Here is a 14,870-nt window from a genome sequence, read left to right as displayed (position 1 = left end):
ATGGACATCCTGGCCTGGAACGAAACCTTGAACCGCATCGTTTTCGGCTTTCCCATGAAGCTGGTCTACCTCCTGGTGGGGGCCTACCTGGTGATCTTCCGGATCCGCTGGTTCAGCGCCCCCCTCAGGATGGCGCGGGTGGCCTTCAGCGAGACCCTGGGGGCGATCCGGGAGCGGGCCTACGGCTTCGGCGGCCAGATCACCCCCTACCAGGCCACCATGGTGGCCCTCTCCGCCACCCTGGGCACGGGCCACCTTTTGGGGATGCTGGCGGCGGTCCTCGTGGGGGGGCCGGGGGCGGTCTTCTGGATGTGGGTGGGCTACTTCTTCGGCACCGGCACGAAGTTCGCCGAGGCCACCCTGGCGGTCCACTACCGCCGCCGCTTCGCCGACGGCTCCGTTTCCGGCGGGCCCATGTACTACCTTTCCCGGGGGCTTCCTAGGCTGCGCTTCCTGGGCCACCTCTTCGCCTTCTTCGCCGCGGTGGCCGCTTTTGGCATCGGCAACCTCTCCCAGGCGGGGGCGGTGGGGGGGGCCCTGGCCCCCTTGGGGGCCCCGCCCGCTTTGGTGGGCCTCTTCCTCGCCCTTCTGGTGGGCCTCGTCCTGGGCGGGGGGATCGTGCGGGTGGCCCGCTTCGCCCAGGTGGTGGTGCCCTTGAAGCTCCTCCTCTTCCTGGTGGCCTTGGGGCCCCTCCTCGTCCTTTACGCCGGGAGGATTCCCGAGGCCCTGGCCCTGGTCTTCCAGGCCGCCTTCACCCCGGAGGCGGCCTTGGGCGGGGCCGCGGGCTACAGCCTCTTCGCCGTAATCAACGCCGGGCTTGGCCGGGGCATCTTCGCCAACGAGGCGGGGCTGGGCTCGGCCGCCATCGCCCACGCCCAGGCCCAGGTGGACCACCCCGTGCGCCAGGGGTTCTGGGGGGTCACGGAGATGCTCGTGAGCTTCCTGGTGACCTCCCTCACCGCCCTCACCTTCGTCGCCTCCGGGCTTTGGCGGGAAGGGGGTGGCGCCGCCGAGGCCGCCCAGGCCCTCTTCCAGGCCCACCCCTTGGGAGGCGTGGTCCTCGCCCTCACCGTGGCGGTCTTCGCCCTGGGGACCATGGTCTCCTGGGGGTTTTACGGCGAGGAGGCCGCGGCCTTCCTCCTCGGGGAGGGCGTTCGCTGGCCCTACCGCCTCGCCTTCGCCACCCTCGCCTTCGTGGGGCCCTTGGGGGGCCTCGAGGCCTTTTTGGCCGTCTCCGACACCCTAAACGGCCTCATGGCCCTTCCCAACCTCCTGGGGCTGGTCCTTCTGGGCGGGGTGGTGGGACGCCTGGTCTACGGCTTCTTCCGCGGGGAGCCCTGGGTGCCCCCCCGCTAAGGCCACGGCCTAGGGCGGTCTCAGCGGAAGAGGGTCCTCACCGCCTTTTCCAGCTCCTCCCCCGCTTTCTTGTCCAGGGTGAGCTTCACCTTGAGGGCCACCCTCAGGGCCTCCTCCTCGAGGCTTTCCCGGCTTGGGCACTCCTCCAGCCGCTTCACGAAGGGCTCGGCCTTGGGGCCGAGCCGGCTTTTGAGGAGCTCCACCAGCCTCTGGCAGAGCTCCTTTGGCCCCTCCACGGGCAGGATGAGCCCCCGCTTAAGGAGGGCGGCCAGGATGGCGTAGGCCTCCTCTCCCAGGCCGCTTTCCCGGACCACCTCCTCCTCCGTGCGCCGCCCGTCGCAGAGGGCGTAGACCCGCCACTCCTCCGGGGTCGGCTTCCACTCGATCTCAGGAGGGGTAGGGTTGCGGCGGAAGACCATGGCTACAGGGAGGCCACGATGGCGTCCACCAGGCGGAGCACCAGGTAAACGAAGACCGCTCCCAGGAGGAGGATCAGGGAGAGGAGGAACAGGAGAAGACTACTGGGCTCGTTCCAGGTGAGGAGCAGGACCCCCAGGTAGGCGAGGGCGAAGAAGGCGATGAGGAAGAGCATCTGCCCGCTTCTTTCCCCGATAACCCCACCGGGGACGGCCCGCTTGAGCCGAAGGCCATAGAGGAGGTTGTAGACCATGACCAAGAGGCCGAGGACAAGGAGAACCTTCTCCATTTGGCCCCATTTTACCATTCCCGAATGGGTATGAGCTCGCCTCCCTCAACGGCCTTGCGCACGGGGCGGTAGCGGCGGTCAAACCAGATCTCCAGCACCGCCCGGTCCAGGCTCTTTGGGGCCACGATCTCCTTGCGCACGTAGTAGCCCTCTTCCGTGGGGGAGATCTCCGCGCTCTTGGAGAGCCTGAGCTCCACCACCTCCCCGCTTTTCGTGCGCACCCGGACCCGGAAGGCCAGGGGGCCTTCCGGCTTCACGTGGGGGTCTTTGCGGAAAAGCCACACGGCTATCCCTCCTTCAGGTCCGCCACCTGGGCCCCGGTGAGGGCGAGGAGCTCCTTGGGGGTGGCCCGGAAAAGGGCCCTAGGGGTGCCTCCGGCCGCCCAGACCTCGGGGTAGCCCAGGAGGTCCTCGTCCAGGTAGGCGGGCAAGGGCGTGTTGTGCCCCACCGGGGGGACGCCCCCGATGGCGAAGCCGGTGAGCTCCCGCACCTCCTCCGGCGTGGCCTGGCGCAAGGGGCCGCCCACTAGACGCGTGGCTTTTCCCAGATCCAGCCGGTTCTTCCCGCTCACCAGGAAGAGGTAGGCGCCCTTTTCCCCAACGAAGACCAGGCTCTTCACGATCTGCCCCACCTCCGCCCCCACGGCCTGGGCGGCCTCTTTGGCGGTGCGGGTGGAGGCGGGAAGCTCCACCACCTTCAGGTGGCCGAAGCCCCGGGTCTCGAGGGCCCCTTGGACCCGTCGGGCGGAGGGGGAGAGGCTCATAGGGCGGCGAGAAGCTCGGCGAGGAGGGCGGTGCGGCGGGGGATCTCCGGCACCACCACGTACTCCGTCTTCTGGTGGGCGTTGCCCCCGAAAAGCCCCAGGCCGTCCAGGGTGGGCACTCCCAGGGCGGCGGTGAAGTTCCCGTCCGACCCCCCGCCCACCCGGCCGGGCTCGAGCCTCAGGCCAAGGGCCTCCCCGATGGCCCGGGCCTTGGCGAAGAGGGCGAGGCTTGCCTCCGTGGGCTCCATGGGGGGGCGGTTGAGGCCACCCGAGAGCACGAGCCTGGCCCCCGGCAGGACGGGCTTTAGGGCCTTAAGCCCTTCCTCCACCCGCTGCACCTCCTCCAGGGTCCAGGCCCTGAGGTCAATCTCCACCTCCGCCTCCTCGGCCACCACGTTGGTGGCCGTGCCGCCCCGGATGCGGTTCGGCCCCAGGGTGGTCCCCTTCTCCCGGTCCTCCAGGGCCGCCACCTTGAGGACCTGGTGGGCGAGCTCCAGGATGGCGTTCACCCCTTTCTCCGGCTCCACCCCCTGGTGGGCGGCCTTGCCGATGGCCCTAAGCCGGTAAAGCCCTACCCCCTTGCGGGCCACCTTCAGGTGGCCTTCCGCGGTGGGGGGTTCCAGGACCAGCACCGCCCGGGCCTTCTTGGCGGCGGCCTCAATGAGGGGGCGGCTTTCCGGGGAGCCCACCTCCTCGTCGGGGGTGAAGAGGACCTCGAGGGCGGGAAGCCTCCGCCCCGTGGCCTCGGCGTAGCGCAGGGCGTAGAGGAGGGCGATGATCCCCCCCTTCATGTCGTAGACCCCGGGACCAATGGCCTTCTCCCGCTCCAGGCGGAAGGGCTCGGGGAAGCTCCCCTTGGGGTGGACGGTGTCGTAGTGGCAGAGGAGGAGCACGGGGGCGCCCTCGCCCTCCCGCTTGAGGAGGAGGACGGGGCCCGCGGGGGTGTCCTTGCGGGAGAGGCGGCCCTCGAGGGGCCCGAAGGCCTCCTCCAGGAAGCGGGCGGCGGCCTCCAGGCCCTCCAGGTCCCCCGAGGGGGACTCCCGGCGGACGAAGGCCTCCAGGTCCTTGAGGATCTCGGGGAGGCGGGCTTCCATCCAGCGAAGGCTTTCCATGGCCCCCATTATGGCAGGGCCTCGCCTTGGAAGGTATTGCCAAGGAAGGGTTTTGCCTGTACACTAGGGCAGTTGAGGGCTCTCAGGGCCAGCCCCTGGCCCTGAGGGTGGGCCCCGTGTGGGGCATCACGGAGGGCGTTCCCCTCCGGGGGGATCTTGAGAACAAGGGGGCAAGTCCAAGAAGAAGGGAGTGGTGGCACTGCCGACGATCAATCAGCTCGTCCGAAAGGGCCGCGAGAAGGTCCGCAAAAAGAGCAAGGTTCCGGCGCTGAAGGGGGCGCCCTTCCGCCGGGGGGTGTGCACCGTGGTGCGCACCGTCACCCCCAAGAAGCCCAACTCGGCGCTCCGTAAGGTGGCCAAGGTGCGCCTCACCTCCGGCTACGAGGTGACCGCCTACATCCCCGGCGAGGGGCACAACCTTCAGGAGCACTCGGTGGTCCTCATCCGGGGCGGCCGTGTGAAGGACCTGCCGGGCGTGCGCTACCACATCGTGCGCGGGGTCTACGACGCCGCCGGGGTGAAGGACCGGAAGAAGAGCCGCTCCAAGTACGGGACCAAGAAGCCCAAGGAGGCGGCCAAGACCGCGGCCAAGAAGTAGGTGAGCTATGGCACGGAGAAGGAGAGCAGAGGTCCGTCAGCTCCAGCCCGACCTGGTCTACGGGGACGTGCTGGTCACGGCCTTCATCAACAAGATCATGCGGGACGGGAAGAAGAACCTGGCCGCCCGCATCTTCTACGACGCCTGCAAGATCATCCAGGAGAAGACCGGCCAGGAGCCCCTCAAGGTCTTCAAGCAGGCGGTGGAGAACGTCAAGCCCCGGATGGAGGTCCGTTCCCGCCGCGTGGGCGGGGCCAACTACCAGGTCCCCATGGAGGTCTCCCCGAGGCGCCAGCAGTCCCTGGCCTTGAGGTGGCTCGTTCAGGCGGCCAACCAGCGCCCCGAGCGGCGCGCGGCGGTGCGCATCGCCCACGAGCTGATGGACGCCGCCGAAGGTAAGGGCGGGGCGGTGAAGAAGAAGGAGGACGTGGAGCGGATGGCCGAGGCGAACCGGGCCTACGCCCACTACCGGTGGTGAGTATGGCGGTCAAGGTAGAGTACGACCTCAAGCGGCTCCGGAACATCGGCATCGCCGCCCACATTGACGCGGGCAAGACCACCACCACCGAGCGCATCCTCTACTACACGGGCCGGATCCACAAGATCGGCGAGGTCCACGAGGGCGCCGCCACCATGGACTTCATGGAGCAGGAGCGGGAGCGGGGCATCACCATCACCGCCGCCGTGACCACCTGCTTCTGGAAGGACCACCGCATCAACATCATCGACACCCCGGGCCACGTGGACTTCACCATTGAGGTGGAGCGCTCCATGCGGGTCCTGGACGGGGCCATCGTGGTCTTTGACTCCAGCCAGGGGGTGGAGCCCCAGTCGGAGACCGTCTGGCGCCAGGCGGAGAAGTACAAGGTCCCCCGCATCGCCTTCGCCAACAAGATGGACAAGACCGGGGCCGACCTCTGGCTCGTGATCCGCACCATGCAGGAGCGCCTGGGGGCGCGCCCGGTGGTGATGCAGCTCCCCATCGGCCGGGAGGACACCTTCTCGGGGATCATTGACGTCCTCCGGATGAAGGCCTACACCTACGGCAACGACCTGGGCACGGACATCCGCGAGATCCCCATCCCCGAGGAGTACCTGGACCAGGCCCGGGAGTACCACGAGAAGCTCGTGGAGGTGGCCGCCGACTTTGACGAGAACATCATGCTGAAGTACCTCGAGGGCGAGGAGCCCACCGAGGAAGAGCTGGTGGCCGCCATCCGCAAGGGCACCATTGACCTCAAGATCACCCCCGTCTTCCTGGGCTCCGCCCTGAAGAACAAGGGCGTCCAGCTCCTCCTGGACGCGGTGGTGGACTACCTGCCCTCCCCCTTGGACATCCCCCCCATCAAGGGCACCACCCCTGAGGGCGAGGTGGTGGAGATCCACCCCGACCCCAATGGCCCCTTGGCGGCCTTGGCCTTCAAGATCATGGCCGACCCCTACGTGGGCCGCCTCACCTTCATCCGCGTCTACTCGGGGACCCTCACCTCGGGCTCCTACGTCTACAACACCACCAAGGGCCGCAAGGAACGGGTGGCCCGGCTCCTCCGCATGCACGCCAACCACCGGGAGGAGGTGGAGGAGCTCAAGGCGGGCGACCTGGGCGCCGTGGTGGGCCTCAAGGAGACGATCACCGGGGACACCCTGGTGGGCGAGGACGCGCCCCGGGTGATCCTGGAGTCCATTGAGGTGCCCGAGCCCGTGATTGACGTGGCCATTGAGCCCAAGACCAAGGCCGACCAGGAGAAGCTTTCCCAGGCCCTGGCCCGCCTGGCGGAGGAGGACCCCACCTTCCGCGTCTCCACCCACCCCGAGACCGGCCAGACCATCATCAGTGGGATGGGCGAGCTCCACCTGGAGATCATCGTGGACCGGCTCAAGCGGGAGTTCAAGGTGGACGCCAACGTGGGCAAGCCCCAGGTGGCGTACCGGGAGACCATCACCAAGCCGGTGGACGTGGAGGGCAAGTTCATCCGCCAGACCGGCGGCCGCGGCCAGTACGGCCACGTGAAGATCAAGGTGGAGCCCCTCCCCCGGGGCTCGGGCTTTGAGTTCGTCAACGCCATCGTGGGCGGGGTGATCCCCAAGGAGTACATCCCCGCCGTGCAGAAGGGGATCGAGGAGGCCATGCAGTCCGGGCCCCTTATCGGCTTCCCCGTGGTGGACATCAAGGTCACCCTTTACGACGGCTCCTACCACGAGGTGGACTCCTCCGAGATGGCCTTTAAGATCGCCGGCTCCATGGCCATCAAGGAGGCGGTGCAGAAGGGGGACCCGGTGATCCTCGAGCCCATCATGCGGGTGGAGGTCACCACCCCCGAGGAGTACATGGGGGACGTCATCGGCGACCTGAACGCCCGGCGGGGGCAGATCCTGGGGATGGAGCCCCGGGGCAACGCCCAGGTGATCCGGGCCTTCGTGCCCTTGGCGGAGATGTTCGGCTACGCCACGGACCTGCGCTCCAAGACCCAGGGGCGAGGCTCCTTCGTCATGTTCTTTGACCACTACCAGGAGGTGCCCAAGCAGGTCCAGGAGAAGCTCATCAAGGGTCAATAGCGCGGCTTCGGGGTGGGCCTTTTTAGGGCCCGCCCCTTCCTTGCGAGGAGGACGGAGATGGCGAAGGGCGAGTTTGTTCGGACGAAGCCTCACGTGAACGTGGGGACGATTGGGCACGTGGACCACGGGAAGACGACGCTGACGGCGGCGTTGACGTATGTGGCGGCGGCGGAGAACCCGAATGTAGAGGTTAAGGACTACGGGGACATTGACAAGGCGCCGGAGGAGCGTGCGCGGGGGATTACGATCAACACGGCGCACGTGGAGTACGAGACGGCGAAGCGGCACTATTCCCACGTGGATTGCCCTGGGCACGCGGACTACATCAAGAACATGATCACGGGTGCCGCGCAGATGGACGGGGCGATCCTTGTGGTGTCGGCGGCGGACGGGCCGATGCCGCAGACGCGGGAGCACATTTTGCTGGCGCGGCAGGTGGGGGTGCCGTACATTGTGGTGTTCATGAACAAGGTGGACATGGTGGACGACCCCGAGTTGCTGGACCTGGTGGAGATGGAGGTGCGGGACCTTTTGAACCAGTACGAGTTTCCTGGGGACGAGGTTCCGGTGATTCGGGGGAGTGCTCTTTTGGCGCTTGAGCAGATGCACAGGAACCCGAAGACGAGGCGTGGGGAGAACGAGTGGGTGGACAAGATTTGGGAGCTGTTGGACGCGATTGACGAGTACATTCCCACGCCGGTGCGGGACGTGGACAAGCCGTTCTTGATGCCGGTGGAGGACGTGTTTACGATCACGGGTCGTGGGACGGTGGCCACGGGTCGGATTGAGCGGGGCAAGGTGAAGGTTGGGGACGAGGTGGAGATTGTGGGCCTTGCTCCGGAGACGCGGAGGACGGTGGTGACGGGTGTGGAGATGCACCGGAAGACCTTGCAGGAGGGGATTGCTGGGGACAATGTGGGGGTGCTCCTGCGGGGTGTGAGCCGGGAGGAGGTGGAGCGGGGGCAGGTGCTGGCGAAGCCTGGGAGCATTACGCCGCACACGAAGTTTGAGGCCTCGGTGTATGTGTTGAAGAAGGAGGAGGGTGGACGGCACACGGGGTTTTTTTCGGGGTACCGTCCGCAGTTTTACTTTCGGACGACGGACGTGACGGGGGTGGTGCAGTTGCCTCCGGGCGTGGAGATGGTGATGCCTGGGGACAACGTGACGTTTACGGTGGAGCTGATCAAGCCGGTGGCGCTGGAGGAGGGTTTGCGGTTTGCCATCCGTGAGGGTGGGCGGACCGTGGGCGCCGGCGTCGTCACCAAGATCCTGGAGTGAGGTGAGGTATGCCCAAGATCCGCATCAAGCTCCGGGGTTTTGACCACAAGACCCTGGACGCCTCGGCCCAGAAGATCGTGGAGGCGGCCCGGCGTTCCGGGGCCCAGGTCTCCGGCCCCATCCCCCTACCCACCCGGGTGCGCCGCTTCACCGTGATCCGGGGGCCCTTCAAGCACAAGGACTCCCGGGAGCACTTTGAGCTGCGCACCCACAACCGGCTTGTGGACATCATCAACCCCAACCGGAAGACCATTGAGCAGCTCATGACCCTGGACCTGCCCACCGGGGTGGAGATTGAGATCAAGACCGTAGGAGGTGGCCGGTGAAGGGCATCTTGGGCGTCAAGGTGGGCATGACCCGCATCTTCCGCGACGACCGCGCCGTCCCCGTCACGGTCATCCTTGCGGGGCCGTGCCCCGTGGTGCAGCGCCGCACCCCGGAGAAGGACGGCTACACCGCGGTGCAGCTGGGCTTCCTTCCCCAAAACCCCAAGCGGGTGAACCGCCCCCTTAAGGGGCACTTCGCCAAGGCCGGGGTGGAGCCCGTGCGCATCCTGCGGGAGATCCGGGACTTCAACCCCGAAGGCGACACGGTCACGGTGGAGATCTTCAAGCCCGGGGAGCGCGTGGACGTGACGGGCACCTCCAAGGGCCGGGGCTTCGCCGGCGTGATGAAGCGCTGGAACTTCGCGGGCGGCCCCGACTCCCACGGCGCCCACAAGATCCACCGCCACCCCGGCTCCATCGGGAACCGCAAGACCCCCGGTCGCGTCTACAAGGGCAAGAAGATGGCGGGCCACTACGGGGCCGAGCGCGTGACGGTCATGAACCTCGAGGTGGTGGACGTCATCCCCGAGGAGAACCTGCTTTTGGTCAAGGGGGCCGTCCCCGGTCCCAACGGCGGCCTGGTCATCGTCCGCGAGACCAAGAAGGCGGCCAAGTGAAGGAGGTAGCGGTGTACCAGATTCCCGTCCTTTCCCCTAGCGGCAGGCGCGAGCTTGCCGCCGACCTGCCCGCGGAGATCAACCCCCACCTCCTCTGGGAGGTGGTCCGGTGGCAGCTGGCCAAGCGCCGCCGGGGCACCGCCAGCACCAAGACCCGGGGCGAGGTGGCCTACTCCGGCCGGAAGATCTGGCCGCAGAAGCACACCGGCCGTGCCCGCCACGGCGACATCGGCGCCCCCATCTTCGTGGGCGGCGGCGTGGTCTTCGGTCCCAAGCCCCGGGACTACAGCTACACCCTGCCCAAGAAGGTCCGGAAGAAGGGGCTCGCCATGGCCGTGGCCGACCGGGCCCGGGAGGGGAAGCTCCTCCTCGTGGAGGCGTTTGCCGGGGTCAACGGCAAGACCAAGGAGTTCCTGGCCTGGGCCAAGGAGGCGGGCCTGGACGGCTCCGAGAGCGTCCTCCTGGTGACCGGAAACGAGCTGGTCCGCCGGGCGGCCCGCAACCTGCCCTGGGTGGTGACCCTGGCCCCGGAGGGGCTCAACGTCTACGACATCGTCCGTACGGAGCGGCTGGTCATGGACCTGGACGCTTGGGAGGTCTTCCAGAACCGCATAGGGGGTGAGGCGTGAAGACCGCCTACGACGTGATCCTGGCCCCGGTGCTTTCGGAGAAGGCCTATGCGGGCTTCGCCGAGGGCAAGTACACCTTCTGGGTGCACCCCAAGGCCACCAAGACCGAGATCAAGAACGCCGTGGAGACGGCCTTCAAGGTCAAGGTGGTCAAGGTGAACACCCTCCACGTGCGGGGCAAGAAGAAGCGGCTTGGGCGCTACCTGGGCAAGCGCCCCGACAGGAAGAAGGCCATCGTTCAGGTGGCCCCCGGGCAGAAGATTGAGGCCCTGGAGGGCCTCATCTAGACCTCGCCGGGAAAGGGAGCCCGGCCCTGATCCGGCAAGGAGGAAGAGGAAATGGCCGTTAAGAAGTTCAAACCCTACACCCCGAGCCGCCGCTTCATGACGGTGGCCGACTTCTCCGAGATCACCAAGACGGAGCCCGAGAAGTCCCTGGTCAAGCCCCTGAAGAAGACGGGGGGGCGGAACAACCAGGGGCGGATCACGGTGCGCTTCCGCGGCGGCGGCCACAAGCGCTTGTACCGCATCATTGACTTCAAGCGCTGGGACAAGGTGGGCATCCCCGCCAAGGTGGCGGCCATTGAGTACGACCCCAACCGCTCGGCCCGCATCGCCCTGCTCCACTACGTGGACGGGGAGAAGCGGTACATCATCGCCCCGGACGGCCTCCAGGTGGGGCAGCAGGTGGTGGCGGGTCCCGACGCCCCCATTCAGGTGGGCAACGCCCTGCCCCTGCGCTTCATCCCCGTGGGCACCGTGGTCCACGCCGTGGAGCTTGAGCCCAAGAAGGGGGCCAAGCTGGCCCGCGCCGCCGGGACCAGCGCCCAGATCCAGGGCAGGGAAGGGGATTACGTGATCCTGCGCCTGCCTTCCGGGGAGCTTAGGAAGGTGCACGGGGAGTGCTACGCCACGGTGGGCGCCGTGGGCAACGCCGACCACAAGAACATCGTCCTGGGCAAGGCGGGCCGCAGCCGCTGGCTCGGCCGCAGGCCTCACGTCCGCGGCGCCGCCATGAACCCGGTGGACCACCCCCACGGCGGCGGCGAGGGCCGGGCGCCCCGGGGTCGTCCTCCCGCCTCGCCTTGGGGCTGGCAGACCAAGGGGCTCAAGACCAGGAAGCGGCGTAAGCCTTCCAGCCGCTTCATCATCGCCCGTCGCAAGAAGTGAGGTGAGGTATGCCGCGTAGTCTCAAGAAAGGCGTCTTCGTAGACGACCACCTCTTGGAGAAGGTCCTGGAGCTCAACGCCAAGGGGGAGAAGCGGCTCATCAAGACCTGGAGCCGCCGCTCCACCATCGTGCCCGAGATGGTGGGGCACACCATCGCGGTCTACAACGGCAAGCAGCACGTGCCCGTCTACATCACCGAGAACATGGTGGGGCACAAGCTGGGGGAGTTCGCCCCCACCCGGACCTACCGGGGGCACGGCAAAGAGGCCAAGGCCACCAAGAAGAAGTAGCCATGGAAGCGAAAGCGATCGCCCGATACGTGCGCATCTCCCCGCGGAAGGTCCGCCTGGTGGTGGACCTGATCCGGGGAAAGAGCCTCGAGGAGGCCCGCAACATCCTGCGCTACACCAACAAGCGGGGGGCTTACTTCGTGGCCAAGGTGCTGGAGTCCGCCGCCGCCAACGCGGTCAACAACCACGACATGCTGGAGGACCGGCTTTACGTGAAGGCGGCCTACGTGGACGAAGGCCCCGCCCTGAAGCGGGTGCTTCCCAGGGCCCGGGGCCGGGCGGACATCATCAAGAAGAGGACCAGCCACATCACCGTGATCCTGGGGGAGAAGCATGGGAAATAAGATCCACCCCATCGGTTTCCGGCTCGGCATCACCCGGGACTGGGAGTCCCGCTGGTACGCCGGCAAGAAGCAGTACCGCCACCTGCTCCTCGAAGACCAGAGGATCCGGGGCCTTTTGGAGAAGGAGCTCTACTCGGCGGGCCTCGCCCGGGTGGACATTGAGCGGGCCGCCGACAACGTGGCCGTGACCGTCCACGTGGCCAAGCCCGGGGTGGTCATCGGCCGGGGTGGCGAGCGGATCCGGGTGCTCCGGGAGGAGCTGGCCAAGCTCACCGGCAAGAACGTGGCCCTGAACGTCCAGGAGGTGCAGAACCCCAACCTCTCCGCCCCCCTCGTGGCCCAGCGGGTGGCGGAGCAGATTGAGCGCCGCTTCGCCGTGCGCCGGGCCATCAAGCAGGCGGTTCAGCGGGTTATGGAGTCCGGGGCCAAGGGGGCCAAGGTGATCGTCTCCGGCCGCATCGGCGGGGCCGAGCAGGCGCGCACCGAGTGGGCCGCCCAGGGGCGGGTGCCCCTCCACACCCTGCGTGCTAACATAGACTACGGCTTTGCCTTGGCCCGGACCACCTACGGCGTCCTCGGGGTCAAGGCCTACATCTTCCTGGGCGAGGTGATCGGCGGCCAGAAGCCCAAGGCCCGGCCCGAGCTGCCGAAGGCCGAGGAGAGGCCCCGCCGCCGTCGCCCTGCCGTGCGCGTGAAGAAGGAGGAGTGAGCCATGCTGATGCCCAGGCGCATGAAGTACCGCAAGCAGCAGCGGGGGCGGCTCAAGGGCGCCACCAAGGGCGGGGACTACGTGGCCTTCGGGGACTATGGCCTCGTGGCCCTCGAGCCCGCCTGGATCACGGCCCAGCAGATTGAAGCCGCCCGTGTGGCCATGGTGCGCCACTTCCGCCGCGGCGGGAAGATCTTCATCCGCATCTTCCCCGACAAGCCCTACACCAAGAAGCCCCTCGAGGTGCGGATGGGTAAGGGGAAGGGCAACGTGGAGGGGTACGTGGCCGTGGTGAAGCCCGGCCGGGTCATGTTTGAGGTCGCCGGGGTCACGGAGGAGCAGGCCATGGAGGCCCTGCGCATCGCGGGCCACAAGCTCCCCATCAAGACCAAGATCGTGAGGAGGGACGCCTACGATGAAGCTCAGTGAGGTGAGGAAGCAGCTGGAGGAGGCCCGGAAGCTCTCCCCCGTGGAGCTGGAGAAGCTCGTGCGGGAGAAGAAGCGGGAGCTCATGGAGCTCCGCTTCCAGGCCTCCATCGGCCAGCTTTCCCAAAACCACAAGATCAGGGACCTCAAGCGCCAGATCGCCAGGCTCCTTACGGTCTTGAACGAGAAGAGGAGGCAGAATGCCTAAGAAGGTCCTCACCGGGGTGGTGGTCAGCGACAAGATGCAGAAGACCGTCACGGTCTTGGTGGAGCGCCAGTTCCCCCACCCCCTCTACGGCAAGGTGATCAAGCGCTCCAAGAAGTACCTGGCCCACGACCCCGAGGAGAAGTACAAGCTGGGGGACGTGGTGGAGATCATTGAGTCCCGGCCCATCTCCAAGCGCAAGCGTTTCCGGGTGCTCCGCCTGGTGGAGTCGGGCCGGATGGACCTGGTGGAGAAGTACCTCATCCGCCGCCAGAACTACGAGAGCCTTTCCAAGCGGGGAGGTAAGGCATGATCCAGCCGCAGACCTACCTCGAGGTGGCCGACAACACCGGGGCCCGGAAGATCATGTGCATCCGGGTGCTCAAGGGCTCCAACGCCAAGTACGCCACCGTGGGGGACGTGATCGTGGCCAGCGTCAAGGAGGCCATCCCCCGGGGGGCGGTCAAGGAAGGGGACGTGGTCAAGGCCGTGGTGGTGCGCACCAAGAAGGAGATCAAGCGCCCCGACGGCTCCGCCATCCGCTTTGACGACAACGCCGCCGTGATCATCAACAACCAGCTGGAGCCCCGCGGCACCCGCGTCTTCGGCCCCGTGGCCCGGGAGCTTCGCGAGAAGGGCTTCATGAAGATCGTCTCCCTGGCGCCGGAGGTGCTCTAATGCGGGTGAAGATGCACGTGAAGAAGGGGGACACGGTTCTCGTGGCCTCCGGCAAGTACAAGGGCCGGGTGGGCAAGGTGAAGGAGGTCTTGCCCAAGAAGTACGCCGTCATCGTGGAGGGGGTCAACATCGTGAAGAAGGCGGTGCGGGTGAGCCCTAAGTACCCCCAGGGCGGCTTCATTGAGAAGGAGGCCCCCCTGCACGCCTCCAAGGTCCGCCCCATCTGCCCCGCCTGCGGCAAGCCCACCCGGGTGCGGAAGAAGTTCCTGGAGAACGGCAAGAAGATCCGGGTCTGCGCCAAGTGCGGCGGGGCCCTGGACACGGAGGAGTGAGGTATGCCCTTGGACGTGGCCCTTAAGCGCAAGTACTACGAGGAGGTCCGCCCCGAGCTCATCCGCCGCTTCGGCTACCAGAACGTCTGGGAGGTGCCCAGGCTGGAGAAGGTGGTCATCAACCAGGGGTTGGGCGAGGCCAAGGAGGACGCCCGCATCCTGGAGAAGGCGGCCCAGGAGCTCGCCCTCATCACGGGGCAGAAGCCCGCGGTCACCCGGGCCAAGAAGTCCATCTCCAACTTCAAGCTCCGCAAGGGGATGCCCATCGGCCTCCGGGTCACCCTGCGGCGCGACCGGATGTGGATCTTCCTGGAAAAGCTCCTCAACGTGGCCCTTCCCCGCATCCGCGACTTCCGGGGGCTCAACCCCAACAGCTTTGACGGCCGGGGCAACTACAACCTGGGCCTGAGGGAGCAGCTCATCTTCCCGGAGATCACCTACGACATGGTGGACGCCCTGCGGGGCATGGACATCGCGGTGGTGACCACCGCCGAGACCGACGAGGAGGCCCGGGCCCTTTTGGAGCTTTTGGGCTTCCCCTTCCGCAAGTGAGGTTGCGATGGCGAGAAAGGCGCTGATTGAGAAGGCCAAGCGGACCCCTAAGTTCAAGGTGCGGGCCTACACCCGCTGCGTGCGGTGCGGCCGCGCCCGGAGCGTGTACCGCTTCTTCGGGCTCTGCCGGATCTGCCTGCGGGAGCTCGCCCACAAGGGGCAGCTTCCCGGGGTGCGGAAGGCCAGCTGGTAGGCCGTGGTCCGGTCGGGGGGGTTCTCCCGAG

General features: G+C 67.2%; 25 protein-coding genes. 20 read left to right on the top strand and 5 right to left on the bottom strand.

The window, feature by feature from the left end:
* Entirely contained in the window at window positions 1-1,356 is a 1,356-nt protein-coding gene (locus tag TTH_RS08615; RefSeq protein ID WP_011173723.1) for an alanine/glycine:cation symporter family protein, read from the top strand.
* A 20-nt stretch (window positions 1,357-1,376) separates the two neighbouring features.
* Here the strand turns inward: TTH_RS08615 and TTH_RS08610 are convergent, their stop codons facing one another.
* The 5 genes from TTH_RS08610 to TTH_RS08590 are packed head-to-tail and all read right to left on the bottom strand — an operon-like array spanning window position 1,377 to window position 3,937.
* The gene (locus tag TTH_RS08610; RefSeq protein ID WP_011228851.1) at window positions 1,377-1,775 is read right to left on the bottom strand and encodes a hypothetical protein; all 399 of its coding nucleotides are present in this window, start codon (window positions 1,773-1,775) and stop codon (window positions 1,377-1,379) included.
* A 2-nt stretch (window positions 1,776-1,777) separates the two neighbouring features.
* Window positions 1,778-2,062 carry a hypothetical protein gene (locus TTH_RS08605; protein WP_011173721.1) on the bottom strand — a complete coding sequence of 95 codons (285 nt, stop codon included), beginning with the start codon at window positions 2,060-2,062 and terminating at the stop codon, window positions 1,778-1,780.
* Window positions 2,063-2,073: 11 nt separating this feature from the next.
* The gene (locus TTH_RS08600) at window positions 2,074-2,346 is read right to left on the bottom strand and encodes a hypothetical protein (RefSeq protein ID WP_011173720.1); all 273 of its coding nucleotides are present in this window, start codon (window positions 2,344-2,346) and stop codon (window positions 2,074-2,076) included.
* Window positions 2,347-2,348: 2 nt separating this feature from the next.
* Window positions 2,349-2,825, bottom strand: coding sequence for a YbaK/EbsC family protein (locus TTH_RS08595; protein WP_011228850.1), 477 nt, complete (start codon window positions 2,823-2,825; stop codon window positions 2,349-2,351).
* On the bottom strand, window positions 2,822-3,937 hold the full coding sequence (locus TTH_RS08590; protein WP_164926069.1) for a M20 family metallopeptidase: 1,116 nt from the start codon (window positions 3,935-3,937) through the stop codon (window positions 2,822-2,824). The genes TTH_RS08595 and TTH_RS08590 overlap by 4 nt, the downstream gene beginning before the upstream one ends.
* A 190-nt stretch (window positions 3,938-4,127) precedes the next feature.
* Here TTH_RS08590 and rpsL point away from each other — a divergent pair, with 190 nt between their 5' ends.
* Genes rpsL through TTH_RS08495 form a run of 19 tightly spaced genes read left to right on the top strand, consistent with a single transcriptional unit; the run spans window position 4,128 to window position 14,839 of the window.
* Window positions 4,128-4,535, top strand: coding sequence for a 30S ribosomal protein S12 (gene rpsL / locus TTH_RS08585; protein WP_008633430.1), 408 nt, complete (start codon window positions 4,128-4,130; stop codon window positions 4,533-4,535).
* A gap of 7 nt (window positions 4,536-4,542) precedes the next feature.
* Window positions 4,543-5,013 carry a 30S ribosomal protein S7 gene (gene rpsG / locus TTH_RS08580; protein ID WP_008633429.1) on the top strand — a complete coding sequence of 157 codons (471 nt, stop codon included), beginning with the start codon at window positions 4,543-4,545 and terminating at the stop codon, window positions 5,011-5,013.
* Window positions 5,014-5,015: 2 nt separating this feature from the next.
* Window positions 5,016-7,091 carry an elongation factor G gene (fusA, locus tag TTH_RS08575; RefSeq protein ID WP_011228848.1) on the top strand — a complete coding sequence of 692 codons (2,076 nt, stop codon included), beginning with the start codon at window positions 5,016-5,018 and terminating at the stop codon, window positions 7,089-7,091.
* A gap of 57 nt (window positions 7,092-7,148) precedes the next feature.
* Window positions 7,149-8,369 carry an elongation factor Tu gene (gene tuf / locus TTH_RS08570; protein ID WP_011228847.1) on the top strand — a complete coding sequence of 407 codons (1,221 nt, stop codon included), beginning with the start codon at window positions 7,149-7,151 and terminating at the stop codon, window positions 8,367-8,369.
* An 8-nt stretch (window positions 8,370-8,377) separates the two neighbouring features.
* A complete protein-coding gene (rpsJ, locus tag TTH_RS08565; RefSeq protein ID WP_008633424.1) occupies window positions 8,378-8,695 on the top strand; it encodes a 30S ribosomal protein S10 in 318 nt (105 codons plus the stop codon).
* Window positions 8,692-9,312, top strand: a complete 621-nt coding sequence (rplC, locus tag TTH_RS08560) for a 50S ribosomal protein L3 (protein WP_011173714.1) — start codon at window positions 8,692-8,694, stop codon at window positions 9,310-9,312. The genes rpsJ and rplC overlap by 4 nt, the downstream gene beginning before the upstream one ends.
* Before the next feature lie 11 nt (window positions 9,313-9,323).
* Window positions 9,324-9,941 carry a 50S ribosomal protein L4 gene (rplD, locus tag TTH_RS08555; RefSeq protein WP_011173713.1) on the top strand — a complete coding sequence of 206 codons (618 nt, stop codon included), beginning with the start codon at window positions 9,324-9,326 and terminating at the stop codon, window positions 9,939-9,941.
* The gene (locus tag TTH_RS08550; RefSeq protein ID WP_008633421.1) at window positions 9,938-10,228 is read left to right on the top strand and encodes a 50S ribosomal protein L23; all 291 of its coding nucleotides are present in this window, start codon (window positions 9,938-9,940) and stop codon (window positions 10,226-10,228) included. Before rplD ends, TTH_RS08550 begins: the two co-directional genes overlap by 4 nt.
* A gap of 51 nt (window positions 10,229-10,279) precedes the next feature.
* Window positions 10,280-11,110: a 50S ribosomal protein L2 gene (rplB, locus tag TTH_RS08545; protein WP_011173712.1), complete on the top strand. Its 831-nt coding sequence runs from the start codon at window positions 10,280-10,282 to the stop codon at window positions 11,108-11,110.
* An 8-nt stretch (window positions 11,111-11,118) separates the two neighbouring features.
* The gene (gene rpsS, locus TTH_RS08540; protein WP_011173711.1) at window positions 11,119-11,400 is read left to right on the top strand and encodes a 30S ribosomal protein S19; all 282 of its coding nucleotides are present in this window, start codon (window positions 11,119-11,121) and stop codon (window positions 11,398-11,400) included.
* Window positions 11,401-11,402: 2 nt separating this feature from the next.
* Window positions 11,403-11,744 (top strand): 50S ribosomal protein L22, encoded by a 342-nt coding sequence (gene rplV / locus TTH_RS08535; protein ID WP_011173710.1) that lies wholly within the window; start codon window positions 11,403-11,405, stop codon window positions 11,742-11,744.
* A complete protein-coding gene (rpsC, locus tag TTH_RS08530) occupies window positions 11,734-12,453 on the top strand; it encodes a 30S ribosomal protein S3 (RefSeq protein WP_008633418.1) in 720 nt (239 codons plus the stop codon). Before rplV ends, rpsC begins: the two co-directional genes overlap by 11 nt.
* 3 nt (window positions 12,454-12,456) lie before the next feature.
* The gene (rplP, locus tag TTH_RS08525; RefSeq protein WP_011228846.1) at window positions 12,457-12,882 is read left to right on the top strand and encodes a 50S ribosomal protein L16; all 426 of its coding nucleotides are present in this window, start codon (window positions 12,457-12,459) and stop codon (window positions 12,880-12,882) included.
* Window positions 12,869-13,087 (top strand): 50S ribosomal protein L29, encoded by a 219-nt coding sequence (gene rpmC / locus TTH_RS08520; RefSeq protein WP_008633416.1) that lies wholly within the window; start codon window positions 12,869-12,871, stop codon window positions 13,085-13,087. The genes rplP and rpmC overlap by 14 nt, the downstream gene beginning before the upstream one ends.
* On the top strand, window positions 13,080-13,397 hold the full coding sequence (gene rpsQ, locus TTH_RS08515; RefSeq protein ID WP_011228845.1) for a 30S ribosomal protein S17: 318 nt from the start codon (window positions 13,080-13,082) through the stop codon (window positions 13,395-13,397). Before rpmC ends, rpsQ begins: the two co-directional genes overlap by 8 nt.
* The gene (gene rplN, locus TTH_RS08510; RefSeq protein ID WP_011228844.1) at window positions 13,394-13,762 is read left to right on the top strand and encodes a 50S ribosomal protein L14; all 369 of its coding nucleotides are present in this window, start codon (window positions 13,394-13,396) and stop codon (window positions 13,760-13,762) included. Before rpsQ ends, rplN begins: the two co-directional genes overlap by 4 nt.
* On the top strand, window positions 13,762-14,094 hold the full coding sequence (gene rplX / locus TTH_RS08505) for a 50S ribosomal protein L24 (protein ID WP_011173707.1): 333 nt from the start codon (window positions 13,762-13,764) through the stop codon (window positions 14,092-14,094). Before rplN ends, rplX begins: the two co-directional genes overlap by 1 nt.
* 3 nt (window positions 14,095-14,097) lie before the next feature.
* Entirely contained in the window at window positions 14,098-14,646 is a 549-nt protein-coding gene (gene rplE / locus TTH_RS08500) for a 50S ribosomal protein L5 (protein WP_011228843.1), read from the top strand.
* Between the two features lie 7 nt (window positions 14,647-14,653).
* Entirely contained in the window at window positions 14,654-14,839 is a 186-nt protein-coding gene (locus TTH_RS08495; RefSeq protein WP_008633399.1) for a type Z 30S ribosomal protein S14, read from the top strand.
* Window positions 14,840-14,870: the final 31 nt, after the last annotated feature.

Origin of the sequence: Thermus thermophilus HB8, from assembly GCF_000091545.1 — a bacterium.
GTDB classification, from domain to species: Bacteria; Deinococcota; Deinococci; order Deinococcales; family Thermaceae; genus Thermus; species Thermus thermophilus.
The sequence above is the reverse complement of the archived record's forward strand: the minus strand, read 5'-3'. Positions and strand labels throughout refer to the sequence as shown.

Coding starts and splice junctions, on each gene's coding strand:
- TTH_RS08605 (WP_011173721.1), bottom strand. CDS start 2,062: ATGGAGAAGGTTCTCCTTGTCCTCGGCCTCTTGGTCATGGTCTACAAC.
- rplB (WP_011173712.1), top strand. CDS start 10,280: ATGGCCGTTAAGAAGTTCAAACCCTACACCCCGAGCCGCCGCTTCATG.
- rplX (WP_011173707.1), top strand. CDS start 13,762: ATGCGGGTGAAGATGCACGTGAAGAAGGGGGACACGGTTCTCGTGGCC.
- TTH_RS08595 (WP_011228850.1), bottom strand. CDS start 2,825: ATGAGCCTCTCCCCCTCCGCCCGACGGGTCCAAGGGGCCCTCGAGACC.
- rplP (WP_011228846.1), top strand. CDS start 12,457: ATGCTGATGCCCAGGCGCATGAAGTACCGCAAGCAGCAGCGGGGGCGG.
- TTH_RS08495 (WP_008633399.1), top strand. CDS start 14,654: ATGGCGAGAAAGGCGCTGATTGAGAAGGCCAAGCGGACCCCTAAGTTC.
- rpsQ (WP_011228845.1), top strand. CDS start 13,080: ATGCCTAAGAAGGTCCTCACCGGGGTGGTGGTCAGCGACAAGATGCAG.
- TTH_RS08610 (WP_011228851.1), bottom strand. CDS start 1,775: ATGGTCTTCCGCCGCAACCCTACCCCTCCTGAGATCGAGTGGAAGCCG.
- TTH_RS08615 (WP_011173723.1), top strand. CDS start 1: ATGGACATCCTGGCCTGGAACGAAACCTTGAACCGCATCGTTTTCGGC.
- rplV (WP_011173710.1), top strand. CDS start 11,403: ATGGAAGCGAAAGCGATCGCCCGATACGTGCGCATCTCCCCGCGGAAG.
- rpsJ (WP_008633424.1), top strand. CDS start 8,378: ATGCCCAAGATCCGCATCAAGCTCCGGGGTTTTGACCACAAGACCCTG.
- rpsG (WP_008633429.1), top strand. CDS start 4,543: ATGGCACGGAGAAGGAGAGCAGAGGTCCGTCAGCTCCAGCCCGACCTG.
- rplE (WP_011228843.1), top strand. CDS start 14,098: ATGCCCTTGGACGTGGCCCTTAAGCGCAAGTACTACGAGGAGGTCCGC.
- rpsC (WP_008633418.1), top strand. CDS start 11,734: ATGGGAAATAAGATCCACCCCATCGGTTTCCGGCTCGGCATCACCCGG.
- tuf (WP_011228847.1), top strand. CDS start 7,149: ATGGCGAAGGGCGAGTTTGTTCGGACGAAGCCTCACGTGAACGTGGGG.
- rpsS (WP_011173711.1), top strand. CDS start 11,119: ATGCCGCGTAGTCTCAAGAAAGGCGTCTTCGTAGACGACCACCTCTTG.
- TTH_RS08590 (WP_164926069.1), bottom strand. CDS start 3,937: ATGGAAAGCCTTCGCTGGATGGAAGCCCGCCTCCCCGAGATCCTCAAG.
- rpmC (WP_008633416.1), top strand. CDS start 12,869: ATGAAGCTCAGTGAGGTGAGGAAGCAGCTGGAGGAGGCCCGGAAGCTC.
- rplN (WP_011228844.1), top strand. CDS start 13,394: ATGATCCAGCCGCAGACCTACCTCGAGGTGGCCGACAACACCGGGGCC.
- fusA (WP_011228848.1), top strand. CDS start 5,016: ATGGCGGTCAAGGTAGAGTACGACCTCAAGCGGCTCCGGAACATCGGC.